The following is a 24,033-nucleotide window of genomic DNA, read 5'->3' on the forward strand; positions in this document are numbered from 1 at the left end:
TCGGCAACCGGAACGAGTCTTGCTCGTGGCTTCGTTACCGTCGCATCGAGCGAAGAAGGGCCCACGCATGTTCACCCGCGTCTGCAAGCTCGACACCATCGACGAAGGCGGCATGCGCCTGGTCATCGCCGACGCCCAGCTGATCATCCTCGCCTGGCCCGACGATGGTGGGCTCAAGGCGTTCCAGGGGCTCTGCCCGCACACGTCCGCGCCGATGGAGGAGGCCGGCTTCGACGGCCGCGTGCTCAGCTGCCCCGTGCACAACTGGACCTGGGACGCGCTGACCGGCATTCCCGTCCACCCGCCGGAAAGCGCGCTGGCCGAGTATCCGGTGAAGGTCGAGGGCGGGGTGGTCTACGTCGACACCGACGGGATTTCGCCGCTGTTTGCGGCGCGTTGAGCATGGCCGGGTGAGACCGGTAAACACGTCCACGGGCGGCTTGCCCGGGCGGGCAAACGCATCTATACGTTCGGCGCGCGCGGCACGGAATCATCCCGGTGGTTCAGCCGACCTCGCAGATGTCAGCTTTAACAAGCTGATTTGCTGAAGGTTTCGCCAAAAACGTGCAAGCGGCGATGGTGTTAGGGCGTCGGCCCGGTGTCATCGTGCGTATTGCTCCCTTCGTCTATCGGTTAGGACGCCACCCTTTCACGGTGGAGAGAGCGGTTCGATTCCGCTAGGGAGCGCCACATGCTTCACCGGTTTCTCAGCACCCTCGACTGACGTCTCACCTCCGGAGCAATCCACTGTTCCGGATGTGTTCATGCGGCTGTCTGGTCCGATCAACCGTCCATTAGGGTCCTTGCCGTACTGCAACGGGCGAGCAGGAGCAGGATGATGGCCGCGCCCAAGAAGCGGGAAACCCGTAAATCGATGAAACAGCCGGCGTGGATCACGCTGGAGGGCGGGTTCGCCGTGCGCCATTGCCTGGTGCAGGACATCTCCACGGCCGGCGCCAAGCTGACGCTGCAGGACGCGGCCGCGCTGCCCGCCACGATCCGCCTCGCCTTTGCCCGCGATGCGCGGACCGGGCGCCTCTGTCAGGTGGTCTGGCGCCGCGGCGCCTCGGTCGGCGTCAAGTTCATCGGCAAGTAGCGCGCGGCCGTCGCATTCCTGCGACCGACGCGCTAACAAGCGGCATGTCGAGATCCTTCATCCTGGGCACGATCGCGTGGCTGGCGCTCGGAAGCGTCGCCTTCGCCGGCTCGCCGGGGTCATCACTTCTGGCGCCGAAAGCCCCCGCAACCGATCGAGCCGCGCCGCCTCCAAGGGCCGTCAAGATCAATCCCTGCGCGTCCTACGGCCCCAACTTTGCGCGTGTCGAAGGGACCGATACCTGCGTCAAGATCGGCGGGGCCGTGCGCGTCGAGACGGGCACCTCAGCCGGCCGCTAGGCGCGGGGCTCATGACAGCGGCGGCGCGACGTGGCGGATGAAGGCGGGCCGCTGCGCAATCCGTCGATACCAGCCGAGCAGGTTGGGCAGCTCCGGCTTGACGACGCCTTCGACACCGAACCAGCGCCGCGCATAGGCGCCGAGCGCGATGTCCGCGAGCGTGAATCGTTCGGCCTCGACATAAAGGCGGGCCGCCAAATGCGCGTCCAGGATCCGCCACATCGCCGCGGCGTCATCGGCAGCCTTCTGCAGTGCAATCATGTCGCGTTGCTCCGGTGGCGTCCGAACGAGGCCCCAGAACAGGGGACGCTCGATCGGCTGCACCGTCGACAGTGTCCAGTCGAGCCAACGCTCGACTGCGGCGCGGTGACGCGGCATCGCTGGATACAGCGGCGTCTCGCCGCCATGAGCGAGGCACAGATAGCGCATGATGGCGTTGCTCTCCCACAGCACGAAATCACCATCGACCAGCGTCGGAATGCGGCCATTGGGATTCATGGCGAGATAGTCGGCCTCGCCGTTGCGGCCGAACTGCATGCCGGCGTCGATGCGCGCGAACGCGACGTCGAGCTCGGCAAGACACCACAGCACCTTCTGCACGTTCACTGAATTGGGGCGACCCCAGATCGTCAGCCTGTCGTTGGCGGGCACGGTTGCTCCTGCTCTCTGCGTCGCTGATTGATAGCGCAATTCACGCAAAAAGCCCCGCTTGCGGGCGGGGCTTTTCGGTTGAACGTGTCGTTCGCGGCGATCAGCGGCCGAAGAACAGCCACAGCAGAATGATCACGGGGATCGGCACGCCCAACAACCACAGTAGAATTCCTCGACCCATCTCGGCCTCCTCGTATGCTCTCGATTCGTCAATCGCAGCGACAACGCGAGGGGGGCCTCGATGTTCCGGCAGGATTCGCGAACGAAGTCGCGGCTCACCAATGCCCGGTGTTCGGCATCGACAGCCAGGGTTCGGCAGGCGCCTTCGGCTCGCCCTTCTGCAGCAGCTCGATCGAGTGCAGGTCGGGGGAGCGAACGAACGCCATGTTGCCGTCGCGCGGCGGCCGGTTGATGGTGATGCCGAGCTTCATCAGGCGATCGCAGGTGGCGTAGATGTCGTCGACCTCATAGGCGAGGTGGCCGAAGAAGCGGTCCTCGCCATAGGTCTCCTCGTCCCAATTGTAGGTGAGCTCGACCAGCGGGGCGCCGCGCGACGGCGGCTGGCTCTTCAGCAGGTGTTCATCTTCGGGTGCGCAAAGAAACAAGAGGGTAAAGCGCCCCTTGTCGTTGTCGATCCGGCGCACCTCCTTGAGGCCGAGCGCATCGGAATAGAATTTCAGCGCAGCGTCGAGATTGCGCACGCGCAGCATGGTGTGGAGATAACGCATCGTTTCTGTTCTCCCTGAACTTGAAGCGGATGTTCAACGGCCGCTTGTGGGCGTCGATCCATAGCAGCAAATCATTCTCCGGCGCATCAGGGCTTCACCATGCGCCAGTCTCGCCTCGCGAGGAATTGTCGTCGTCGGGCCAAGCTCCCGATCGCCTGCAGGAGGTTTCCCGGGCCCGCCAGATGCCCGCGAATCCCTATTTTGGCAGTGATTCGCGATGCCCTCGCGTGGGCGCGATGCGGCCGCATCAGTCATTTTCAGCGGATTTCGGCTGTCATGTGCGGCCAAAATCACGCATGAAAGTCGAAAATGCCTTGAAATATAGGGGAAAATGAATCACGTGATCGCTTCGACGTGCATCGCAGCTTGACTTCTCCGTGCTCCGTTGGAATTTTGGCGCCGCTGTGGGTGCTTCGGGGCCCCTTGAAATGCAGGAGAATCCCGAAAAAACGCGGGGTGATATACCACCAGACGACTCAAGTCACGGCTGTGCAATGCAGCCAGAAAGCCCCGACCCGTCTGCGCAGCAATGCGCTGATAGCCGCGCAGTCGTCTCGTCATTCATCCGTACCAATCCTAAGGAGATACGATGGCTACCCAACTTTCCAAGTCGCAACTGATCGAGAAGATTTCGACCACGACCGAGCTGTCCAAGCGTGACGTCAAGAACGTCATGGAGACGCTCACCGACGTCGGCCACAAGGAGCTGAAGAAGAACGGCGTGTTCCTGGTGCCGGGCTTCGCGAAGTTCGTCGTCGTCAAGAAGCCGGCCGTCAAGGCGCGCAAGGGCACCAACCCCTTCACCGGCGAAGAGATGATGTTCAAGGCCAAGCCGGCCCGCAAGATCGTGCGCGCTCGCCCGGTCAAGGCTGCCAAGGACGCGGTCGCCTGATCAGACGCTCAGCGTCGCTGATCGCGATTGGAGGCCCCCTGAAAAGGGGGCCTTTTTCTTGGGTGTTCTCTGCGGTGGTTCTCCCGCACCGGCTCATGACGGCGGCCCGCTGGAGCGAATCTGCAACGCATGGCGAACCGGCGCTGAACGACAGCAGCGCCAGCGCGACGGAATATCTTCGTCGCGTGGCGCTACCCTCGAAGACTGGGCCCTGAAATCCCCAGTACTGATGTGTCTTGGCGAGCCGCCGGAAGGTTCAATGGGATTTTGCGAGGATTCGTCGCCCCTGTGCACGCGGGCGTTCCTCGGCAAAGGACCTCTATTCCGCTGCGATTGCGCCTTCGATCAGAAGCGCAGTTGCTGGCTGGGATGGCCTTGGGCCAGTCCTGCGGATAAGCAGGCGCGTTTTGCGCAGCAAGCCATTGTTCGTGTGATCTGAAGTCCAATGGCCCGGACTGTGGATAGGCCGAGGATAGCCTGAGGATAACCTGTGGAAGCGGTCCGTCTGGCGGCTTGAAGGCCGGACCTCGCTCTCACACGTGATCGGTCCCATCACCGCAGCAGGCCTCCGGCGCAGTGCCGGCGGGCGCGGGTCCATGGTGACGGGAGGCGATCACGACGAAGCCGCCATAGCCGATGATGTTGAACAGAAGTTCCAGCCAGGATGCCATTGTCGATCCACCTCACGCTCTCGAACGTCCGACCGTCTCCTCTGTTCCCGCACTCCACTGCGGTGCCCAGGCTGAAACCAATGTGCGGGGGTCTGCGTTGTTTGGACGCATGCGAATTGGAGGTTCAATCATGAGAAAGACATTGGCCGTTCTGGCGACCGCGGGCGCCGTCGCCGCGACTGCTCTGGCAGCACCGGCGCCAGCACAGGCGCGCGGCATCGGTCCTGGTCTCGCATTCGGCCTCGCCGCCGGAGCATTGACCGCGGGCGCGATCGCAGCGTCGCATCCGTATTATTATGGTCCGGGCTACGGCTACTATGACTACGGCCCACGCTATGCCTATGGGCCGGGCCCGTACGCCTATTATGGCGGGCCGTACTATCATCGCTACCATCACTGGCGTCACCACTGGTAGGCACCAGTCGATCGAAGAAGAAGAGCCCGGACGGCATCGCCTCCGGGCTTTTCTTTCGGCCGCGCGCAGGGTTACTCCGCAGCCTCGCCGCGGTGCGCCTTCCTCCAGGCCTGGCTCGCATAGTCCTCACGCTCCTGCGCGAACCTCTCTTGTGTCGACTTGAATCGGGCAATCCTTGCCGCGATGTCGGCGCGCTCCTTGGCGCGCCGGTCGTCTTGCGCCTCGTTCTGTCCCACGGATCCTCTGCTCCGGTTGGTGTCCGGCGAGTCGTGCCATGAGACGCGTGACAAACTTCCTGGCGAATCGCTGGCGTGATGTGTCCGCGCGAATGAGGCGTGATTGCGGAAGTCTCGCCTGAGCAGACGCGGGGCGCGGGCTTAGCTGGGGAGAGCGGGCGAACGGGAGGGCGCACGCCATCTCGCGGTAGAAACCCACGGTCGAGACTCGCATCGCTTGCGGTCCGGCGCCGACGGTTCCGCGGTGTGGGGTGGCTCAACGACGCGGGCGCGGGTCGGCTCGACGCCGGGCTGGGTTCTCGCGAACATGCTATGAAGGGAGTCAATGATGCGACGTGTCGTGTCTTGGAGTCGCCGCCGATGATTGCAGCCGATCTGCAGGATGGCGTGAACCGCCTGGGTGACATGATCGCCGCCGCGCGCGTGATCGTGCCGTTCACGGGCGCGGGCATCTCGACGGAGGCTGGCATTCCGGATTTCCGTTCGCCCGGTGGGCTGTGGACCCGCAACCGGCCGATCCATTTCGAGGAATTCGTCGCCAGCCAGGACGCACGCGATGAGGCCTGGCGTCGGCGCTTCGCGATGCAGGAGACGTTTGCCGCGGCGCGGCCCGGCCGCGGTCACCGCGCGCTTGCCTCACTCTATCGCGCCGGCAAGATCCCGGCCGTGATCACGCAGAACATCGACAATCTGCATCAGGAGTCCGGCTTTGCCGCGGATCACGTCATCGAGTTGCACGGCAACACCACCTATGCGCGCTGCATCGGGTGTGGCCAACGCTACGAACTTGGCTGGGTGCAGGAGCGCTTTGCAGCCGATGGTGCTGCGCCGGATTGTCCGGCTTGCGCCGAGCCGGTGAAGACGGCGACCGTGTCTTTCGGTCAGGCGATGCCCGAGAATGAAATGCAACGCGCCACCGAGCTTGCGCAGCATTGCGATCTTTTCATCGCGATCGGCTCATCGCTGGTTGTATGGCCGGCGGCGGGCTTTCCATTGATGGCAAGGCAGGCGGGTGCACGTCTCGTCATCATCAACCGGGAACCGACGGATCAGGACGACGTTGCCGACCTTGTCGTCCACCAAGACATCGGTGAAGTACTCGGACCATTCGTCCGTAATTGAACGGAAATTGATGCATTTTTGTCGGCAAGTCTGTTCATATGCCTCACTGAATCCGATTTTTGTCTATGCGCGGCACGAGGGAATGTTATCTTTGATTCGAGAGATTCGCGTGACTCGTCGTGAGTATAGGTGATGAGGACGTGCATAAGGACGCCGTTGCAGGGGTGGCGGCTCACAATTCATCTGTGAGGTCCGGGGTTATGGGGTCGGACGGATTTGAGTCCAAGAAGCTTGGAGTACCGGTTGCTGGTGTAGCTACACCAAACCGGCTCGGGGCAGAATATCAGAGCGGCGTCGCGCGCGACTCGGCGATGGATGCGCTTGCAGGTCTCGGCGAAAACCTCGTCGAAATTGGCGGCGTCATCAAATGGTTCGATGCATCGAAGGGTTACGGCTTCATCGTTCCCGACAATGGCTGGCCGGACATTCTGCTGCACGTCACCGTGCTCAGGCGCGACGGCTACCAGACCGCGTATGAAGGTGCTCGGCTGGTGGTCGAGTGCGTCCAGCGCGCCAAGGGCTATCAGGCTTTCCGCATCGTCTCGATGGACGAGTCGACGGCGATCCATCCGGCGCAGATGCTGCCGCCGCGCACCCATGTGACGGTGACACCGACCAGCGGGCTGGAGCGGGCACAGGTCAAGTGGTTCAACCGGCTGCGCGGCTTCGGCTTCGTGACCTGTGGGGAAGGCAGCCCGGACATCTTCGTGCACATGGAGACCCTGCGCCGGTTCGGCATGACCGAGCTGCGTCCCGGCCAATGGGTGCTGGTCCGCTACGGGCCGGGCTCCAAGGGCATGATGGCGGCGGAAATCCACCCCGAGACGGGCTCGCCGGCACTGTCCTCGCACTGAGCGGACGCTTTCTGCGATCCACGGCATTTGACGGCCTCGGGGGCGTTTCCGGGGCCGTTTTCATTCGGGCTTTGGTCTCTCACCCGGCCCGGTTCGCGGTCTTGCTGCGAAGGCCGCGACCGTGTAGTGACGGGGCCTCCAGGACATCAGTCCTTTTGAAGATATCGGGGTATAGCGCAGCCTGGTAGCGCGGCAGTTTTGGGTACTGCAGGTCGTTGGTTCGAATCCAGCTGCCCCGACCATTTTCCCCCGCAGCGGGATGCCTTGCTCGCGCGCGGTCAGCAACCGGCACGACCTCCGCTCTCACGCTCACCCTGACACTCACGACGATAGCGAAAAGGACTGCGCCAGAAGCGGCGGCCGTCGCGCGGCACGCGCAAATCGCCAGTCGAGGCCCGGCACAAAAAAGTTCGGATGCTCCCGCAGCGGCAAAACCCGGGAGCATCCGAAGTGGTGCGGGTGAATCCGGGGAAGGAACATCCGCCAGTCCTCACATCACCGGAATCCAAATCTCGCGTCTTTGCGCTAAATCAAATCAACCGCTTTGTGGCTTGCCCCGGCCGGACCGCGAATGTGGCGACAACTCTCAGTGCGCCAGTTCGTCCTGCGCCAGCCGGCCGTCGATGATGTGGACGCGGCGTTGCATCTGAGCAGCGAGGTTGAGGTCGTGCGTGACCGCGACCACGGTCTTGCCGCGTAGCGTGACGAGATCGCGCAGGATGCCGAACACCTGCGCCGTCGCGGCGGTGTCGAGGCTGCCGGTCGGCTCGTCGGCGAGGATGACGGGCGGGTCGTTGGCGAGCGCGCGTGCGACGGCCACGCGCTGGCGCTGGCCGCCCGACAATTTGTCCGGCGTCTTGCGCAGATGGTCGGCGAGCCCGAGCGAAGCCAGCAGCTCTTCGGCGCGCTGTGTGATCGCGCGCGGCGACAGCCGACCCAGCGCGCGCATCGGCAGCGCCACGTTCTCGATGATCGAGAATTCCGGCAGAAGGAAATGAAACTGGAAGACGAAGCCGAGCCGCGACAGCCGCACCTCGGCGCGCTCGTCTTCGCTCATGACCGTGGTCGAGCGCCCGTCGATCAGCACGTCGCCCTCGCTCGGCAGATCGAGCAGGCCCAGCAGATAGAGCAGGGACGACTTGCCTGAGCCGGACGGGCCGGTGATGGCGATGAACTCGCGCGCATGGATCGCAAGATCGATGTCCGCGACCAGCGTCACCGGCACCTCGCCCGGCAAGACCTTCGTCACCTTGCGCGCCTCGATCAGCGGCGGGCTCACGTCGCGCCCCGGATGATGTCGACGGGATGCAGCCGCGCGGCGGCGCGGGCCGGAAAGTAGCCGGCGACGCCGCTCGAGATCAGTGCGACAGCGCCGGCGAGCAGATAATGCTTGAGCGCATACAGTACCGGCAGATGATTGTAGTCGGAGAACGGCGTCTTGAACTCGAGCGAGGCGAGCCCGCGGGTCAGGAGATAGCCGAGCACCCAGCCCAGGGCGGCGCCGGTCAGGCCGATGAACAGCGCCTCGATGATGAAGATGGCGCGGACCGTGCGGTCGCGGAAGCCGAGCGATTTGAGGATCGCGATGTCGCGGGTCTTCTCATGGGTGATGGTCGAGATGATGTTGTAGGTGCCGAAGCTCGCGACCAGCAGGATGGCGCCGACGATGGTGTACATCAGCACGTTGCGCAGCGTGATCGCCGACAAGAGGTCCTCCTGCGCCTCCTGCCAGGAGATCGCCTTGTAGCCGGTCTGCTCACCGATCCGCTCGCTGATCAGCCGCGCCTGCATCGGATCGTTGGTGCGGACACGGATCTCGTTGATGATGCCGGTCTGGCGCTCGAGGATCTGCGCGGTCCGCAGCAGCACGTAGCCGGTGGTCTCGTCGGTGCCGCGGAAGCCGGAATGGAAGGTGCCGGCGACTGTGGCGTTCATGCTCATGCCCTGGGCCGAGGCGAGCGTGATGTTGGAGTTCACCCGGGCGCCGATCTTGGCCGCGAGCCGGTCGCCGAGCAGGATCGCGTGCGAGGAGCGATAGAGCGAATTGAGCGTGCCCTGCCGCATGTGGCTTGCCAGCGTCGAGACCTGGCCCTCTGTGCGCGGGTCGATGCCGATGATCGCGACCGTCAGGTTGCGGCCTGCGAAGCGCAGTACGGCCTTGGATTGCACCGACGCCGTCAGCGCGCCCGGGATCCAGGCCTGCAGCGAGGCGATCGTCGCCATCGGGTTCTTGATGCCCGGGCGGCGGATGTTCGGGGTCAATCCGTGGAATTCCGCCGCGCCGTAGACTTGATCCGCCGGTTGCCGGCTCGGCTGGCGCAACTCGTCGGTGATCGAGATGTGCGGCAGCGCGTCGACGAGGGTGCGGATGAAGTCATCCTGGGACCCCTCCATCATCGCCGCCATCATCACCGAGAACGCCACCCCGGTCATGACGCCGGCGATCGCAACCAGCGTCTGGCGGGCGCGATGGCGCACATGGGTCCAGGCGATGGTCAGGACGAGGCTCATGGCGGCGACGTCTCAGGCTCGACCATGCGGATCCGCTCGCCGTCTTTGATGTCGGCGGTCGCGGGGGCTGCGACCAGTTCGCCCTCTCGCGCGCCGTCGAGGACCTCGACCGCCGCGGAGCCGCGGATGCCGATCCGCACTGCACGCCGATGCACCCGGCCGTCCTCGATCACCATCAGGCTGTTGCCGACGACGGCATTGGCGGGGACGAGCACGGCGTCGATCTTCTCTCGGCTGACGATGTTGGCCTCGACACTCATGCCGACGCGCAGCGGCGTGTCGTCGGGCAGGCCGATCCGCACGCGAAACGTCTTGGCGACGGGATCGCCCGCCGGTGTGATCTGCTTGACCGTGCCGGGCAGGGCCTGGTTGCCGAACGCGTCGGCGCGCAGCAGCGCCTTCTGGCCGACCTGGACGCGCGGAATGTCCTCCTCGTTGACGTCGGCCACGACCCACAGCGGCTTCTCCAGGCCGACGCGGTAGAGAATGGTGCCGGGGTCGACCATATCGCCGACCTCGCCGTCCTCCTTGAGCACGACGCCGTCCATCGGCGCGACCAGCTTGAAGTAGTCGAGGCGCTGGGTCTGTGCCGCGATCTGGGCGCGGATGCGGGCAAGGTCACTCTCGGAGCGCTGATAGGCCTGCGAAGTCGCCGCGCCGCGCGCCAGCAGCTGCGTCTGCCGCTCGAATTCGTGGCGCTGGAAGTCCTCTTGCGCGCGCAGATCGTTCAAGGTGGCCAGCGCCTCCTTGTCGTCGAGCCGCGCCAGCACGTCGCCGGCCTTGACCGGCTTGCCCTCGCAGCGGCAGCGCTCGACGATGCGGCCGCGCACCAGCGGCGTGCTGCGCGACCATGTCTCCGGCTCGACCGCGCCGGTCGCATAGACGATTTCGGCGGCCGTGCCGCGGGTGATGCGGGCGGTCGAGATCAGCGGTCCCCGCTGCCACCATGCGGCAAGCCCCGCCAGCGCGCCGAACACCAGGACGATCGAGAGCAGGCCGGACCATGGAAAACGACGCCGGCCGCGATCGACGGCCGGCGTGGCAGCATTGGCGTTGGATTGATCCGGCGTCAGCATGTCCATGGTCGAACGGACCCTGCGACGGGAGAACGGCTACACTTAGCCCGCAGTGCCCGTCGCCACGCGGGGTGGCGGCATCTTGAAGTGCTGCTTGGCATAGGCGACGATCTGGCGATCGGTCGGGTGATCGGCGGCCTCGACGGCGACGATGCGCTTTCCGATCGCAGGATGCTTCTCATGCAGGTGCTTGGCAAGCTCCGTCTTGGCGCTGGCCGGGCCGATGATCAGGATCTCGCCGGCATCCTCGAGCGCGTGCGTGACCTCCTCGAAAAAGTGCTTGTCGGGCGCCGCATGGCCGCTGCCGATCTCGTTGGCCTTGTGATGCAGATGCTTGGTCTGCAGATGCGGATGCAGCGTCAGCTCGTCGGCACCGGTCAGGCCGATATGGAACACTTTGGCCTCGCTGTGATCGAGCCACACGACGGCGTGGAAATGGGTCGGCATGATCTGGTCCTTGTCAGCAAATCGCCGCTTGTCGCGGCCTTGCGCGTTCGCCAGGGAACGCGCGCCACGGAAGGCGGCATCCTTTGTGATGCAAACCTTAGCGAGCCCCGATCGAGGCGAGCTTGATGCAGGTCAACCGACGCGCAGGCTCACGCCGCGCTCGTTGAGGCGCGAGCCTCCTTCGGCGCAGGGGGCTTCGGCAGCGGCTTGTCCTGTCGCTTCGACCAGGAGATGTAATAGGCCACGGTCGTCATGATCGCGATGCCGGCCGAGCTGACCAGGATCTGCGCCAGCAGCGAGCCCGAGCTCAGCATCAGGGTGAAGTGCCCGATGAACGACAGGAACACGCCGACGCAGAACACCGCCAGCGACTGCTGGCCGCAGACCACGAGAGGATCGAAGCCCTTCCATTCCAGCCCCGGCCATTCCTTCGGCACGAACCGGATGACCAGGATCACGATCACCACGAAATGCAGGAAGCGGTACGGCGCGAGATTCGTCTTGTCGTTGGGGTTGAAGGCCGAATAGAGCCAGTGCGGAAACAGCGATTCGAGCTCCGGAAAGCGGCCGGCCATCGTCATCACCAATGCGAGCACCATGTAGGCGATGCAGAAATAGAGTGTGGCCGGAGCCATGATGATGCCCATCGAGCGGCGGGCGCCGCCGAGCGCGCACCACGAGCCGAACACGAACAGCACCTGCCAGCAGTAGGGATTGAAGTACCAGGTGCCCGCCGGATAGGCGGCGAAATTCCAGCCCATCTGACGGGCGAGGAGCCAGAGCACGATCGAGGCGATCATCGTCAGGTCCGGCTGGCGCAGCATCATCCACAGCACCGGCGGGAAGAAGCCCATCAGCACGATGTAGAGCGGCAGCACGTCCAGATTGACCGGCTTGAACTTCAGGATCAGTCCCTGGGCCAGGGTATCGCTGGCATGATCGACGAGGCCGGCGACGTTGAACTCGTCGATGATCTCGGACACCCCGAACCGGGTCGCCAGATAGCTGATGGCGACGATATAGATGACGAACAGCACGATGTGGGCGACGTAGAGCTGCCACACCCGCTTGAACAGCCGGGTGGCGCCGACGATGAAGCCGCGATCGATCATCATGCGCGCATAGACGAACGAGGCGGTGTAGCCCGAAATGAACACGAACAGGTCGGCGGCGTCGCTGAAGCCGTAATTCCGGGTGGTGATCCAGTTCACGACGTTGTCGGGGATATGGTCGAGAAAGATCGCCCAGTTGGCGATTCCGCGAAACAGGTCGAGCCGAAGGTCGCGCCCCTTCTCGGGCAGCGTGGCATTGATTTTCATGGCTGCTTCAACGCACTGTTTTGAATGGAAAACGTTCGGGGAGCAGAAGGCGCCGCGACAGTCGACCGAGATTGTCACGGGACGGCAGAATGACTATACGGGGCACGATAGACGGTCACGTCCAGGATGGGAATCACCGTTCCGTGCTGTCGCTTGGCTGTAACCCATCCTGGCGGTTTCCGCCAAACGCATGACGACCGCTGTTTCGAGGGGCTCTTCCAGCCATGACCGCACGCATTTTCAAGCCGGCCAAGAACGCGATGCAATCGGGCAAGGCCAAGACCCGGGACTGGCAGCTGGACTATGAGCCGGAGCAACCCCGCGCGGTCGAGCCGCTGATGGGCTGGACGTCCTCCTCGGACATGAAGCAGCAGCTCACCTTGCGCTTCGACACCAAGGAAGAGGCGGTCGCCTATTGCGAGCGCAAGGGCATTCCGTACCAGGTGATCGAGCCGAAGGAGCCGGTGAAGCGGCAGATCGCCTACGCCGACAACTTCTCGTTCCGCCGCGGCGAGCCTTGGACGCACTGATCTGGACGCACTGATCTGGACGTACTGACCCGGACGCACTGACAGGGCGGCTGCGGCCGCCGTTCTAGCCCGCTCCACGCGGGCCGCCGGGAATCGGCAGCGGTGCATCCTTGGACAGGCCGAGCACCGGGAAGCTCCTGATGGCGCGGACGCCCGGCAGGGCGGCGAACTGCCGGAGCTGCCGGCTCATGCCCTCGACCCCGGTCGAGACGCATTTCAGCAGGAAGTCCGCATCTCCCGACAGCCGCCAGCATTGCTGGACCCAGGGCAGCGGCATGATGGCGGCTTCGAACGCCTCCAGCGCTGTCTGGTTCTGGCTCTCTAGCTGGATCGAAACGAACGAAACCACTTCATAGCCCAGGGCCCGTTCCTCGATCGTTGCGCGGATCGACTTGATCACACCGCTGCTGCGCAGCGCCCGCACGCGGCGCAGGCAGTTCGGATGCGAGATCCCCACCCGGTCGGCGAGCTCGTTGATGCGGATCCGGCCGTCGGCCTGGAGCTCTGCCAGGATGCGGTGGTCGATCTCGTCCAGCGCGGGGCTGCCAGCCATTGGTTCGGGCCCAATCAGCCGGAGTGAGGGGCAGCCCGGTCGCCGCCGGCCTGCGCAGCCTCAGCATTGCGCGGCATGACGCCGGAAAGGACAAGCTTTTCGTGCGCGGCGATGATCGCATCCTTGGTCAGCCGGCCGCCCGGACGATACCAGCTGCACAACCCGGTCAGCAGCGCGATGATGGCAAAGGTCGCGACCTGGACGTCGTCGACGTCGAACACGCCTTGCGCCACGCCGTCGCTCAGGATGTCCGCCAGCCGGCGTTCATAGCTGCCGCGGAGCGCGACCACCGCTTCATAGTTGCGGGGATCGAGGCTGCGCAGCTCCGAATTGGCGATGAAGACCTCGCGTTTCCGGGTCATGTGATAGCTGACGTGGAAGGCGACGAACGCCCGCAGCCTTTCGACCGGACCCTGCCTGTCGCGCAGCGCCAGTTCGAGCTCGCGCAGGAGGTCGTTGATGTGGTCCTGGATCAGCTCCGCCAGCAGCTCCTGCTTGGTGCTGATGTGGTTGTAGAGCGAGCCGGGCTGGATGCCGACCTCCGCGGCGAGCTGGCGCAGGCTCATCGCCTCATAGCCGTGCTGGAAGATCAGCCGCAGGCCGGCCTTGCGGATCGCCTCCATCGTCGTCGGACCATGGGATCCGATCGTGCGCGCCATTTCATCCTCACTGGACCGCCCGAGGGTGTCGAGCCGGCGAATCCGGCCCGATGGTGTCTGTTGTGGGTATGAACCCCGCTGTCGTCTCAACCATCTGCGGCCAGATCATCACTCTACAACAATCCGCTTGAGAATAGAATTTAAAAACGTATGATCGTTTAATTCGAGAGCGGCGGACGGCCATCAAAGGTCGCCGGGGCGGGCAGGGAGGACAGCATGCCGGCAAAGATGGTACACCCGCCCTCGCAGCGGCCCAGACGGCCGCGCGCGGTCTGACGCGTGCTCCCTCGGCTTCCCCCTCCAGCCCCGCAACGAAGACGCCGGTCATGACGCTTCACTCCACGATCGATCCATCGTCCTCCGATTTCGCCCGTAATGCCGACGCCATGCGCGCGCTGGTCGCCGACCTCAGGACAAGGCTGGGGCAGGTCGCCGAGGGTGGCGGCGAAGCCTCGCGCAAGCGGCATTTGTCGCGCGGCAAGATGCTGGCGCGGCAGCGCGTCGACCTGCTGCTCGACCCCGGAACGGCGTTCCTGGAGCTGTCCCCGCTGGCCGCGCACGGGCTCTATGGCGGCGATGTCCATTCGGCCAGCATCGTCACCGGCATCGGCCGCATCGCGGGGCGCGAATGCGTCGTCGTCGCCAATGACGCGACCATCAAGGGCGGCACGTATTACCCGATGACGGTGAAGAAGCACCTGCGCGCCCAGGACATCGCGCGGCAGAACAATCTGCCCTGTGTCTACATGGTCGACTCCGGCGGGGCGTTCCTGCCGCTGCAGGACGAGATCTTCCCCGACGAGCGGCATTTCGGCCGCATCTTCTACAACCAGGCGCAGATGTCGGCGCAGGGCATCCCGCAGATCGCGATCGTGATGGGCTCGTGCACGGCCGGCGGCGCCTATGTGCCGGCGATGTCGGACGAGAGCATCATCGTGCGCAATCAGGGCACCATCTTTCTCGGAGGACCGCCGCTGGTGAAGGCCGCGACCGGGGAGGTCGTCAGCGCCGAGGAGCTCGGTGGCGCCGACGTGCATTCGCGGCAATCTGGCGTGACCGATCACTACGCACAGAACGATGCGCACGCGATCGGAATCGCGCGCCGCATCGTCGGCACCCTGAAGCCTCCGGGCGCGCGCACCGTGCTCAACATGCGCGAGGTCCGCGCGCCGCGCTATGCGGCCGAGGAGATCTACGGCGTGGTGCCCGCCGACGGCCGCAAGCCATTCGACGTCCGCGACATCATCGCCCGCGTGGTCGACGGCTCGGAGTTCGACGAGTTCAAGAAGCTCTACGGCCAGACGCTGGTGTGCGGCTTCGCGCATGTCTGGGGCCATCCGGTCGGCATCATCGCCAACAACGGGATCCTGTTCAGCGAGAGCTCGCTGAAGGGCGCGCACTTCATCGAGCTGTGCTGCCAGCGCAACATTCCGCTGGTGTTCCTGCAGAACATCACCGGCTTCATGGTCGGCAAGAAATACGAGGCCGGCGGCATCGCGCGTGACGGCGCCAAGCTCGTGACGGCGGTTGCCACCGCCGCGGTGCCGAAATTCACGGTCGTGATCGGCGGCTCCTATGGCGCCGGCAATTACGGCATGTGCGGTCGCGCCTATGCGCCGCGCTTCCTGTGGATGTGGCCGAATGCGCGCATCTCGGTGATGGGGGGCGAGCAGGCGGCGATGGTGCTGAGCCAGGTCCGCCGCGACGGCATCGAAGCCAAGGGCGAGAGCTGGCCCACGGAAGAGGAAGAGAAATTCCGTGAGCCCATTCGTGCGCAGTACGAGGCGCAGGGCAATCCGTATTACGCGACGGCGCGGCTGTGGGACGACGGCGTGATTGATCCCGCCGATACCCGCCTCGTGCTCGGGCTCGGATTATCAGCCGCCGCCAATGCCCCGGTCGAGCCGACCAAGTTCGGCCTGTTCAGGATGTGATCATGGCTCGTCCCGGATTGTATCGTCGTTTCCGCAAGCTCCTGATCGCCAATCGCGGCGAGATTGCCGTGCGCGTGATCCGCACGGCGCGCGCCATGGGATTGAAGACCGTCGCGGTCTATTCCGAGGCGGACCGCAACGCGCTGCATGTCGCGCTCGCCGACGAGGCGGTGCTGCTCGGCCCCGCCCGCGCTCGCGATTCCTACCTCAACATCGAGCGGCTGATCGAGGCCGCGAGGCAGACAGGCGCCGAGGCGATTCATCCCGGCTATGGCTTCCTGTCCGAGAGCGCCGAATTCGCGCAGGCCTGTCTCGATGCAGGGCTGGTCTTCGTCGGACCCACAGCGGCGATGATCACCGCGATGGGGTCGAAGTCCGGCTCCAAATTCCTGATGGAGCAGGCGGGCGTGCCGCTGGTGCCCGGCTATCACGGCGAGGCGCAGGACGAAGCGACGCTCGCCGATGAAGCCGCGCGGATCGGCTTTCCCGTTCTGATCAAGGCCTCTGCCGGCGGTGGCGGCCGCGGCATGCGCGTGGTCAACGCAGCCGGCGACCTCACTGATGCCGTCACCAGTGCCAAGCGCGAGGCCAAGGCCGCGTTCGGCGACGACCGCGTGCTGATCGAGAAGTTCGTCCAGAACCCGCGCCACATCGAGGTGCAGATCGTCGGCGACAGCCACGGCAATCTGGTGTCGCTGTTCGAACGCGAATGCACCCTGCAGCGCCGGCACCAGAAGGTGATCGAGGAGGCGCCGTCGCCGACGCTCACGCCGGCGCAGCGCGAGACGGTGTGCGCGGCGGCGCGGCGCGCGGCCGGCGCCGTCAACTATGTCGGCGCGGGCACCATCGAATTCGTCTCCGACGGCCGCGATGTGTTCTTCATCGAGATGAACACACGCCTGCAGGTCGAGCATCCCGTCACCGAGCTGATCACAGGTGTTGACCTCGTCGAATGGCAGCTGCGCGTCGCGTTCGGCGAAGAGTTGCCGCTGAAGCAGGACCAGATCCGGCTCAATGGCCACGCCATCGAGGCCCGCGTCTATGCGGAAAATCCGGCGAAGAACTTCATGCCGTCGGTCGGAACCGTCAAGACCTGGCGGCTTCCTGCTGAAGCCGGCGGCCTGCGCATCGATGCCGGCTATCGCGAGGGCGATGCCGTCTCGCCCTATTACGACGCGATGCTCGCCAAGATGATTGCCTGGGCGCCGACGCGCGACGTCGCGATCGAGCGGCTCAACCGCAGCCTGGAGGACACGGACGTTCGTGGCATCGTCAGCAACATCCCGTTCCTGTCGGCGCTGCTGACGCATCCGGATGTCGCGGCGAACGCGATCGATACCGGCTTCATCGAACGCCATCTATCGCAACTGACGCAGTCAGGCGCAGCGGCAGGCGATGTCGAGCTGTGCGCAGCGGTCGCGGCCATACTCATCGACGAGCAGAAGGCGGCCGCGAAGGAGCAGGGATCGCCGTGGCGTGCCTCCGGCTGGATGCCGGTAGGCTTGCGCCAGCGCGTGTTCTCGCTCCGGCACGGCGCTGGAGCCGAGCCGCAGACCGTCACGCTGGCCTATGGTCCGGGCGTGCAGACCCTGTCTGTCGATGGTCGTGAGATGTCGTTCTCGATCGCGCTAACAGATGACGGCGGCTTCGACCTTGTGCGCGACGGTGTCAAATCCCATGTGGTGGCCGTCATCGAGGGCCACGAATTGTACCTTCGGACCCGCAACGGCCGGTTCGATCTGCACTGGATCGATCCGTTCGGCGGTGACGACGAGGAGCAGGCCGGCGAGGACAAGATCGTGGCGCCTTTGCCGGGAACCGTGGTGGCGCTGCTCGCGCAGGAGGGCGCCGTCCTGGAGAAGGGCGCGGCGATCCTGACGCTCGAAGTCATGAAGATGGAGCAGACCCTGCGGGCGCCGTTCGCTGGCCGGCTCAAGGCGATCAAGTGCAAGGTTGGCGACATCGTGCAGGAAGGCGTCGAATTGGCAGAGGTCGAACCCTCTGCCTGATCCTCGAACCAAAGAGGTCAGCATGAGCGAGAGCGTGCGCATCATCGAAATGGGCCCGCGCGACGGCCTGCAGAATGAGAAGACGCTGGTCAGCGTCGCCGATCGCATCGCCTTCGTCCGCGCATTGGTCGACGCCGGCCTGACCACGGTCGAGGTCGGCGCGTTCGTCTCGCCCAAGGCGATCCCGCAGATGGTGGGATCGGACGAGGTGATGCGCAGCGTCGCCGCGCTGCCCGGCGAATTCCATGTGCTGGTGCCCAACGTGAAGGGCTATGAGGCCGCACACGCCGCGGGCGCCAAGGTGATCTCGGTGTTCACCGCGGCCTCGGAGAGCTTCTCCCGCGCCAACATCAATTGCTCGATCGGCGAGTCGCTGGAGCGCTTCAAGCCGGTGATCGCCCATGCCAAGACCGACGGCATCAAGGTGCGCGGCTATGTTTCCTGCGCGTTGGGTTGCCCCTATGAAGGTGAGATCAAGCCGCAGGCGGTGGCCGACGTCGCGAAGGCGTTGTGGGACCTCGGCTGCTACGAGGTCTCGCTCGGCGACACGATTGGCGTCGGCACGCCGCTCAAGGCCAGGCAGATGCTGCGCGCGGTCGGCGGCGACGTGCCCGTCGCGCGTCTTGCCATGCATTTCCACGACACCTACGGCCAGGCACTGGCCAATCTCTACGCCGGCATGGAGGAGGGCGTCCGTGTCATCGACGCAGCCGCCGGCGGCCTCGGCGGCTGTCCGTTCGCGCCGGGCGCGACCGGCAATGTCGCAACGGAGGACGTCGTCTATATGCTCGAGGGAATGGGCGTCCGGACCGGCGTCGATATGGCGAAACTGCTGGCCGCCACCAACGAGATGAGCCGGCTGCTCGGCCGCCCGCCGGTCAGCCGTGTCGCCGCGGCGCTGAATGCAAGGGGCAGGCGAGTAGCGAATGGCGAGTAGCGAATGGGGCTGAGCCCTTCGCCGATCGCTATTCGCTACTCTCTATTCGCCATTTTCAGCGGCTGAGATCCGGCCCCATCACCAGATCCGGCAACCCGGTCGAGATCTGCGGCACGAAGCAGAGCAGCAGCACGGCGGCCATCATCAGCAGCACGAACGGCAGGGTGCCCCAGATCACCTCGCGCAGCGGGATGTCGGGCGCGACGTTCCTGATGACAAAGATGTTGAGACCCACCGGCGGGTGAATCAGCCCCATCTCCATGACAATCGTCATCACCACGCCGAACCAGATGATGTCGAAATTCGCGGCACGCAGCGGCGGCAGGATGATCGGCGCCGTCATCAGGATGATCGAGACCGGCGGCAGGAAGAAGCCGAGCACGATCACCATCAGCAGGATCGCGAACAGCAGTTCCCAGCGCGGCAGGTGCATCGCCACGATGGACTCCGCCACCGACTGCGAGATGTGCAGGTAGCTCATCACGTAGGAGTACAGCAGCGACATGCCGATGATCAGCATCAGCATGGTCGATTCGCGCAGCGTCGCCTTCATGATCGGCGCCAGATCGGCCGGGCTCCAGACGCGGTAGATGATCGCGATCAGCACCAGCGCGAGAATGCCGCCGAGACCGGCGGTTTCCGATGGCGTGGCGAGGCCGCCATACAGCGCGACCATGACGCCGGTCAGCAGCAGCACGAACGGGATCACGCGTGGCAGCACGGAGAAGCGCTGCGCCATCGTGAAATCGTCCTTGGTCAGGATGTCCGACCAGGTGCCCTCCTTCTCATAGACGGCTTTCGCGCGCGCATATTCCTGCCGGAAGCGCACCACCGAATAGACGCCGAACAAGGTCACCAGCAGCAGCCCAGGACCGATGCCCGCGAGAAACAACCGTCCCAGCGACTTCTCCGCCGCGATCGCGAACAGGATCATCGTGATCGATGGCGGCAGCAGGATGCCGAGCGTTCCGCCGGCGGCGATGATGCCGGCCGCGAAGCCGCCGGAATAGCCGCGCTTGCGCATCTCGGGAATGCCGGCCGAGCCGATCGCCGAGCAGGTCGCGGGTGATGATCCGGCCATCGCCGCGAACAGCGCGCAGGCGAACACGTTGGCCACGCCGAGACCGCCGGGAACGCGATGCAGCCAGGCATGCAGCGCGGAGTAGAGATCCTGTCCGGCGCGGGACCGGCCGATCGCGGCGCCCTTGAGGATGAACAGAGGAATCGACAGCAGCGTGATCGACGCCATCTCCTCATAGACGTTCTGTGTGACCGTATCGAGCGATGCGGCCGGCATGTAGATCGCCATGAAAACCACGGCAACGGCGCCGAGCGCGAAGGCGATCGGCATGCCCGCGAACATCGCAAACAGAGTCGCCAGCCCGTAGGAGAGCCCAATTCCGAAGACGCTCATCGCCGCGCTCCGGTCAGCGGCGCAATGATCTGCAGCAGCATCTGGATGCAGAGCAGGGTCATGCCCGCGGCCATCAGGCCATAGGGGATCGCAAGCGGCGGCGACCACATCGAATTGGAGACCTGGCCGTCTTCCCAGGCCTCGTGCGTGAGGGTCCAGGACTTCCAGGTGAAGAACGCACAGAACAAAAAGCTCGCGACGTCGACCAGCCAGAGCCGGATCCGGTTCGCCAGCGGCGACAGCAGGCCGACGAAGGCCTCGATGCTGACATGGCCGCGGTGCTCCTGCACGTAGGACGCGGTCATGAAGGTCGCGCCGACCAGCAGGAACACGGCCGCTTCGTCCTGCCAATAATTGGCGGCCTTGAACAGCGCGCGACCCGCCACGCTGTAGCTCAGGATGACGCAAGCCGCGATCAGCGCAATCGCGGCCAGCACGACGATGATGCTGTTGAGCAGCGAAACCACCCGCTGAAGCGGCGCCAGCGGTCCGCTGGCGCCGCTGGTCGGCGTGGCCTCGCTATCGGAGACGGGCGCGTGCATCAATCAGGCCGCGACGTCGGAAGCGAGCTTAAGCAGCTTGGCAGCAGTCGCGGTCTTGGCGCCATAGTCCTTCCAGGCGGTGTCGCGGGCGATGTCGCGCCACTTGTTGACGATCTCGGCGTCGAGCTCGGAGACCTTCGCGCCGGCCTTCTCGTAGACCTTGGCGACCTCGATGTCGTCATCCTGCGCGCCCTTGCGTCCGAACGCCTCCAGCTCGGCGCCGACCGCAAGGATGATGTCCTGCTGGTTCTTCGGCAGCTTGTCGAAGGTGGCCTTCGACATCATCAGCGGCTCGAGCATGAACCAGTAGGAGGCCTTGGCGCCGGAGGTCAGCGCCTTCGACACTTCCTCCAGGCGGAACGAGATCAGGCTGGTCGAGGAGGTGATGCCGGCATCGCAGGCGCCGGTCTGCATCGCGGTGTAGATTTCGTTCGAGGGAACCGAGAGCACAGAGGCCCCCGCGGTCTGCAGCACCATGTCCATCTCGCGCGAGCCGCCACGGACCTTCATGCCCTTGGCGTCGTCCGGGGTGACCAGCGGACGCGACCGGCTGGCGACGCCGCCCGCCTGCCAGACCCAGGACAGCAGAATGATGCCCTTGTCGGCGAGGAAGTCGGTCAGCGCCTTGCCGACCGGCTCGTTCTTCCAGCGCATGCCCTGGTCGTAGGTCGTGACCAGCCCTGGCATCAGCGCAATGTTGGTCTCCGGAACCTCGCCGCCGGCATAAGGCATCGGATAGAGGCTGATGTCGAGCGCGCCCTTCCGCATGGCCGAGAACTGCGCGACGGTCTTGATCAGCGACGAGTTCGGATAGATCTCGGCCGCGATCTCGCCGCCCGAACGTTTCGACACCTCTTCAGCGAAGACCCGGCAGAGCCGGTCGCGGAAGTCGCCCTTGTCGATGGTGCCTCCGGGAAACTGGTGGGAGATCTTCAGCGTGGTTGCGGCGTGCGCCGTTCCGGTTCCAAAACGCAGAATGGCGGGCGCAGCAAGCGCGGACGCAATGAGGTGGCGGCGTGAGAGCATGAGATTTCCCCTGGACAACTTCTGATTGGGTTCCCGATCCGGTTCGTGGCGTGCTTATACTAGCCGGTCTGCTGGAATGACCTCTAGCCGAACAATACAGTTCGTTCGAGGTCAAATGCATGGGAAGCGACATATTGCTGCGGCGCAAATGTCAGCCTGTGGATCCCTTGCGTAGGTTGTACTAGCATTCGCTTGCCGGGCAAAATTGTGTCGCCCTCGCAGAACGCAGCGCGTTCGCGTCAAATTTGATCGATCGAAAGATTTTCGTCCGCTGCCGTAACAACCGCCGTTATCGCAACGTCAACACGGAAGAGCGGCGCATTGACCGCCGTCCAACCCCGTCCTCGAAGGAGCGATCATCATGACCAATCGTAGCCGTCTCATCCTCAGCATCTCCGCCGCTGCTCTCGCCTTCAACGTGGCCGTCGCGCCGGTTGCCTTCGCGGAAGACAAGATGGGTAAGGACGATGCGATGAAGAAAGGCGCCATGTCCCACGACGGCATGAAGAAGGACACGATGGCGAAGGACGGCATGAAGAAGGACGATGCCATGTCCAAGGACGGGATGAAGAAGGACGACGGCATGATGAAGAAGAACTAAGCCGTCTTCCTTGTTTCTTTGTGCGATGGGACCAGCGCGAGCGATCATCGCGTCAATCCCATCGCCTCGCAATATCGCCATCCCATGCGACATCGTTGCGATGCCGCTCGTGACGACGCGCAAGTCTCAGTGCGGCGGTGCTGCTTACTTCTTCTTTCCGCGCGCCTTGCGCGCGGCATAGCGCGCGTCGCGCTTCGCCTTCTGCTCGGCTTCCATGTCGGCCAGGCGGGCGGCATGTTCTTCCGCCTCGCGTGCGAGCCGCGCAGCCTCGGCCGCCTTCGCCTCTTCATCGAGTCGCTTCTGCTCGGCCTTGGCGGCTTCGCGCTCCAATCGCTGCTGCTCGCGGCGGGCAGCGGCGGCTTCGCGCTCCTGCCGTCGCTTCGCGACCTCGGGATCGTCCGGTCCCGGCTGCGATTTGAATTTCTGCACGATGCTCTGGCGGGCCTGCTGTGCGGCCTTCTGCCGATCGGCAAATCCGGGTTCCTTGAATCCTCTCATGGAGACGTCGTCACTTCGCTATCTGGGGTGTTCGGTCAGGGTGTGGTTCGGTCAGGCTATATGCGCTCCGCCAGCAATGCTTCCACGGTATCGTGAACACGAGCGAAGGCCGACGCGAGGCTGTGTGTATAGGATCGCATGCGTCGATGACAAATGCTTTATCGCCACTCCTCCCCATCCGACGCAGCCGACGCTTGCATGGCGTGCGCCGATCGTTATGTAAGCACCCCCGTCATGCTGACGAAGGTCGGCCGGCTGTGAATTGCTTCACACCTCACGGGCACTGGCGCACCGCTCGGGTGCGACGTCCAATGGAGTTTACCGGCATGACCTCTGTGTTTCAGGGGCGCAAGCGCATGGCGCTCGTCCTCGCGCTTGTTGGTCTCGTGGTCAGCGCCTGCGTCATGAGCGCAGTCCTTGCCCGTTCTACCCCCGTTCCGGCCGGTGTGCTGGGGGCGGAATGGGAGTGCGGGCAGCTGTTCTGGGTCACGAGCTGCACGCGGATCGAACCCGTCACGCCGGCATCGCGCCACCACCAGGAGCCGCACGGCGAGGCGGCCGGTCTGCGGCCTGCCTAGGCGCGACACGGCATGGGCGGCAAGGACGAAGGCGGCGGACGGGGAGGCGCGATCGCGGCGCTGGTGTTCGCAGCCATCATGGTCGGCTTCGGCCTGTGGCTAGCCCACAGCCTGACAGCGGCGAGCAAGATGCAGGATTGCCTGATGTCGGGCCGCACCAACTGCAACGTCATTGCACCTGAGCGCTGACGGCGGCGTCGTCGAAGGCCGTATCGCCAGCCGCATCTAGCCGCCTCGGTTTGATCCAGGTGGCGGCGAATCAGCGGGCTTTTGGGGTATGCTGAACGCGACGAATGGACTTGGCCGCAAAATTGTCACCATTTTACCGGTTTGTCGCGGTGGGGTGTGGCCGAAATGTTCGGCGCACCATCCAGCCAGAGAAGAGAATCGGCAGACCACTGCGCTGGTCAGGCCAGCAGCATTGCAGATGGCAGG

General features: G+C 64.7%; 29 protein-coding genes and 2 tRNA genes. 16 read left to right on the top strand and 15 right to left on the bottom strand.

Features of this window, described 5'->3' with window-relative positions; translation table 11 throughout:
- The first annotated feature begins 67 nt into the window (after window positions 1-67).
- From S58_RS18395 to S58_RS18410, 4 genes are all read left to right on the top strand, one after another.
- Entirely contained in the window at window positions 68-400 is a 333-nt protein-coding gene (locus S58_RS18395; RefSeq protein WP_015666863.1) for a Rieske 2Fe-2S domain-containing protein, read from the top strand.
- Between the two features lie 215 nt (window positions 401-615).
- Window positions 616-690: transfer RNA gene (locus S58_RS18400), tRNA-Glu, on the top strand.
- 148 nt (window positions 691-838) lie between these two features.
- Window positions 839-1,096, top strand: a complete 258-nt coding sequence (locus S58_RS18405; protein ID WP_015666864.1) for a PilZ domain-containing protein — start codon at window positions 839-841, stop codon at window positions 1,094-1,096.
- Between the two features lie 44 nt (window positions 1,097-1,140).
- Window positions 1,141-1,395 carry a porin gene (locus S58_RS18410; protein WP_015666865.1) on the top strand — a complete coding sequence of 85 codons (255 nt, stop codon included), beginning with the start codon at window positions 1,141-1,143 and terminating at the stop codon, window positions 1,393-1,395.
- A gap of 9 nt (window positions 1,396-1,404) precedes the next feature.
- Here the strand turns inward: S58_RS18410 and S58_RS18415 are convergent, their stop codons facing one another.
- Both S58_RS18415 and S58_RS18420 read right to left on the bottom strand, forming a co-directional pair.
- On the bottom strand, window positions 1,405-2,046 hold the full coding sequence (locus S58_RS18415; RefSeq protein ID WP_015666866.1) for a glutathione S-transferase family protein: 642 nt from the start codon (window positions 2,044-2,046) through the stop codon (window positions 1,405-1,407).
- 275 nt (window positions 2,047-2,321) lie between these two features.
- Window positions 2,322-2,774, bottom strand: coding sequence for a VOC family protein (locus tag S58_RS18420; protein WP_015666867.1), 453 nt, complete (start codon window positions 2,772-2,774; stop codon window positions 2,322-2,324).
- A gap of 589 nt (window positions 2,775-3,363) precedes the next feature.
- Here S58_RS18420 and S58_RS18425 point away from each other — a divergent pair.
- Window positions 3,364-3,666, top strand: a complete 303-nt coding sequence (locus tag S58_RS18425) for an HU family DNA-binding protein (RefSeq protein ID WP_015666868.1) — start codon at window positions 3,364-3,366, stop codon at window positions 3,664-3,666.
- A 533-nt stretch (window positions 3,667-4,199) separates the two neighbouring features.
- On the opposite strand, the gene S58_RS38620 is transcribed toward S58_RS18425, so the two are convergent.
- A complete protein-coding gene (locus tag S58_RS38620) occupies window positions 4,200-4,337 on the bottom strand; it encodes a hypothetical protein (protein ID WP_173424430.1) in 138 nt (45 codons plus the stop codon).
- A 130-nt stretch (window positions 4,338-4,467) separates the two neighbouring features.
- On the opposite strand from S58_RS38620, the gene S58_RS18430 reads away from it, so the two are divergent.
- Window positions 4,468-4,752: a hypothetical protein gene (locus tag S58_RS18430; protein WP_015666869.1), complete on the top strand. Its 285-nt coding sequence runs from the start codon at window positions 4,468-4,470 to the stop codon at window positions 4,750-4,752.
- 71 nt (window positions 4,753-4,823) lie between these two features.
- Here S58_RS18430 and S58_RS38625 read toward each other — a convergent pair whose 3' ends face one another.
- Window positions 4,824-4,988: a hypothetical protein gene (locus tag S58_RS38625; protein ID WP_015666870.1), complete on the bottom strand. Its 165-nt coding sequence runs from the start codon at window positions 4,986-4,988 to the stop codon at window positions 4,824-4,826.
- A 360-nt stretch (window positions 4,989-5,348) separates the two neighbouring features.
- Between S58_RS38625 and S58_RS18435 the strand changes: the two genes are divergently transcribed.
- The 3 genes from S58_RS18435 (at window position 5,349) to S58_RS18445 (ending at window position 7,206) form a co-directional block, all read left to right on the top strand.
- A complete protein-coding gene (locus S58_RS18435; RefSeq protein ID WP_015666871.1) occupies window positions 5,349-6,110 on the top strand; it encodes an SIR2 family NAD-dependent protein deacylase in 762 nt (253 codons plus the stop codon).
- A gap of 200 nt (window positions 6,111-6,310) precedes the next feature.
- Window positions 6,311-6,964: a cold-shock protein gene (locus S58_RS18440; protein ID WP_015666872.1), complete on the top strand. Its 654-nt coding sequence runs from the start codon at window positions 6,311-6,313 to the stop codon at window positions 6,962-6,964.
- 165 nt (window positions 6,965-7,129) lie between these two features.
- Window positions 7,130-7,206 (top strand) — tRNA-Pro (locus S58_RS18445).
- Window positions 7,207-7,550: 344 nt separating this feature from the next.
- Here S58_RS18445 and S58_RS18450 read toward each other — a convergent pair.
- The 5 genes from S58_RS18450 to S58_RS18470 form a co-directional block, all read right to left on the bottom strand.
- The gene (locus S58_RS18450; protein WP_015666874.1) at window positions 7,551-8,243 is read right to left on the bottom strand and encodes an ABC transporter ATP-binding protein; all 693 of its coding nucleotides are present in this window, start codon (window positions 8,241-8,243) and stop codon (window positions 7,551-7,553) included.
- A complete protein-coding gene (locus tag S58_RS18455; RefSeq protein WP_015666875.1) occupies window positions 8,240-9,475 on the bottom strand; it encodes an ABC transporter permease in 1,236 nt (411 codons plus the stop codon). The genes S58_RS18450 and S58_RS18455 overlap by 4 nt, the downstream gene beginning before the upstream one ends.
- On the bottom strand, window positions 9,472-10,557 hold the full coding sequence (locus S58_RS18460) for an efflux RND transporter periplasmic adaptor subunit (RefSeq protein WP_015666876.1): 1,086 nt from the start codon (window positions 10,555-10,557) through the stop codon (window positions 9,472-9,474). Before S58_RS18460 ends, S58_RS18455 begins: the two co-directional genes overlap by 4 nt.
- Before the next feature lie 36 nt (window positions 10,558-10,593).
- Window positions 10,594-10,998 (bottom strand): hypothetical protein, encoded by a 405-nt coding sequence (locus S58_RS18465; RefSeq protein WP_015666877.1) that lies wholly within the window; start codon window positions 10,996-10,998, stop codon window positions 10,594-10,596.
- A 149-nt stretch (window positions 10,999-11,147) separates the two neighbouring features.
- Window positions 11,148-12,317 carry an OpgC domain-containing protein gene (locus S58_RS18470; RefSeq protein ID WP_015666878.1) on the bottom strand — a complete coding sequence of 390 codons (1,170 nt, stop codon included), beginning with the start codon at window positions 12,315-12,317 and terminating at the stop codon, window positions 11,148-11,150.
- Window positions 12,318-12,541: 224 nt separating this feature from the next.
- Here S58_RS18470 and S58_RS18475 point away from each other — a divergent pair, with 224 nt between their 5' ends.
- Window positions 12,542-12,847: an ETC complex I subunit gene (locus S58_RS18475; RefSeq protein WP_015666879.1), complete on the top strand. Its 306-nt coding sequence runs from the start codon at window positions 12,542-12,544 to the stop codon at window positions 12,845-12,847.
- A 64-nt stretch (window positions 12,848-12,911) separates the two neighbouring features.
- Here S58_RS18475 and S58_RS18480 read toward each other — a convergent pair whose 3' ends face one another.
- The gene (locus S58_RS18480; protein WP_015666880.1) at window positions 12,912-13,400 is read right to left on the bottom strand and encodes an Lrp/AsnC family transcriptional regulator; all 489 of its coding nucleotides are present in this window, start codon (window positions 13,398-13,400) and stop codon (window positions 12,912-12,914) included.
- A gap of 14 nt (window positions 13,401-13,414) precedes the next feature.
- Complete coding sequence (locus S58_RS18485) at window positions 13,415-14,059, bottom strand: TetR/AcrR family transcriptional regulator (RefSeq protein WP_015666881.1); 645 nt, start codon at window positions 14,057-14,059, stop codon at window positions 13,415-13,417.
- A 326-nt stretch (window positions 14,060-14,385) separates the two neighbouring features.
- Between S58_RS18485 and S58_RS18490 the strand changes: the two genes are divergently transcribed.
- The 3 genes from S58_RS18490 to S58_RS18500 are packed head-to-tail and all read left to right on the top strand — an operon-like array spanning window position 14,386 to window position 18,939.
- A complete protein-coding gene (locus S58_RS18490; protein WP_015666882.1) occupies window positions 14,386-15,993 on the top strand; it encodes a carboxyl transferase domain-containing protein in 1,608 nt (535 codons plus the stop codon).
- A gap of 2 nt (window positions 15,994-15,995) precedes the next feature.
- Window positions 15,996-18,002 carry an acetyl/propionyl/methylcrotonyl-CoA carboxylase subunit alpha gene (locus tag S58_RS18495; protein WP_015666883.1) on the top strand — a complete coding sequence of 669 codons (2,007 nt, stop codon included), beginning with the start codon at window positions 15,996-15,998 and terminating at the stop codon, window positions 18,000-18,002.
- 22 nt (window positions 18,003-18,024) lie between these two features.
- Entirely contained in the window at window positions 18,025-18,939 is a 915-nt protein-coding gene (locus tag S58_RS18500) for a hydroxymethylglutaryl-CoA lyase (RefSeq protein ID WP_015666884.1), read from the top strand.
- A 55-nt stretch (window positions 18,940-18,994) separates the two neighbouring features.
- Here the strand turns inward: S58_RS18500 and S58_RS18505 are convergent, their stop codons facing one another.
- From S58_RS18505 to S58_RS18515, 3 genes are read right to left on the bottom strand one after another with little or no spacing between them, the layout of a single operon-like run.
- Entirely contained in the window at window positions 18,995-20,353 is a 1,359-nt protein-coding gene (locus S58_RS18505; protein ID WP_015666885.1) for a TRAP transporter large permease, read from the bottom strand.
- Window positions 20,350-20,895: a TRAP transporter small permease gene (locus S58_RS18510; protein ID WP_015666886.1), complete on the bottom strand. Its 546-nt coding sequence runs from the start codon at window positions 20,893-20,895 to the stop codon at window positions 20,350-20,352. Before S58_RS18510 ends, S58_RS18505 begins: the two co-directional genes overlap by 4 nt.
- 3 nt (window positions 20,896-20,898) lie before the next feature.
- On the bottom strand, window positions 20,899-21,921 hold the full coding sequence (locus tag S58_RS18515) for a TRAP transporter substrate-binding protein (protein WP_015666887.1): 1,023 nt from the start codon (window positions 21,919-21,921) through the stop codon (window positions 20,899-20,901).
- 361 nt (window positions 21,922-22,282) lie between these two features.
- Here S58_RS18515 and S58_RS18520 point away from each other — a divergent pair, with 361 nt between their 5' ends.
- Window positions 22,283-22,522, top strand: a complete 240-nt coding sequence (locus S58_RS18520; RefSeq protein ID WP_015666888.1) for a pentapeptide MXKDX repeat protein — start codon at window positions 22,283-22,285, stop codon at window positions 22,520-22,522.
- 144 nt (window positions 22,523-22,666) lie between these two features.
- Here the strand turns inward: S58_RS18520 and S58_RS18525 are convergent, their stop codons facing one another.
- A complete protein-coding gene (locus S58_RS18525) occupies window positions 22,667-23,020 on the bottom strand; it encodes a DUF6481 family protein (RefSeq protein ID WP_015666889.1) in 354 nt (117 codons plus the stop codon).
- 326 nt (window positions 23,021-23,346) lie between these two features.
- On the opposite strand from S58_RS18525, the gene S58_RS18530 reads away from it, so the two are divergent.
- Window positions 23,347-23,598: a hypothetical protein gene (locus tag S58_RS18530; protein ID WP_015666890.1), complete on the top strand. Its 252-nt coding sequence runs from the start codon at window positions 23,347-23,349 to the stop codon at window positions 23,596-23,598.
- Between the two features lie 12 nt (window positions 23,599-23,610).
- Window positions 23,611-23,787: a hypothetical protein gene (locus tag S58_RS38630; protein ID WP_015666891.1), complete on the top strand. Its 177-nt coding sequence runs from the start codon at window positions 23,611-23,613 to the stop codon at window positions 23,785-23,787.
- Window positions 23,788-24,033: the final 246 nt, after the last annotated feature.

The sequence above is a fragment of the Bradyrhizobium oligotrophicum S58 genome (genome assembly GCF_000344805.1).
Classification (GTDB): Bacteria; Pseudomonadota; Alphaproteobacteria; order Rhizobiales; family Xanthobacteraceae; genus Bradyrhizobium; species Bradyrhizobium oligotrophicum.